The sequence below is a fragment of the Bartonella sp. MR168JLCBS genome (assembly GCF_042194175.1).
The window spans coordinates 1-291 of the sequence record NZ_JBHIMP010000564.1 but is presented as its reverse complement, the minus strand read 5'-3'; the positions used below and the strand labels follow the sequence as shown (position 1 = coordinate 291).

The following is a 291-nucleotide window of genomic DNA, read 5'->3' as shown; positions in this document are numbered from 1 at the left end:
AAACATTGGAGCGCGGTGCTGGACTTTTAGAAAGTGTTTTGGAAGATTTTGGAATTAAGGGTGAAATTATCCATGTTCATCCAGGACCTGTGGTGACAATGTACGAATTTGAGCCTGCAGCGGGAGTAAAATCATCACGGGTCATTAATCTTTCTGATGATATTGCTCGTTCTATGTCTGCTATTTCTACGCGCGTTGCTGTGATTCCTGGCCGCAATGTTATTGGAATTGAGTTGCCAAATGCTGTTCGTGAAACCGTTTATTTACGGGAATTAATCCAATCAAATTCTT

At 41.2% G+C, this 291-nt stretch carries 1 protein-coding gene; it reads left to right on the top strand.

Annotated elements, in window-relative coordinates; translation table 11 throughout:
* Nucleotides 1-291: DNA translocase FtsK (locus ACFIK8_RS12685; RefSeq protein WP_375669628.1), on the top strand; the 291-nt coding region annotated here is incomplete at both ends.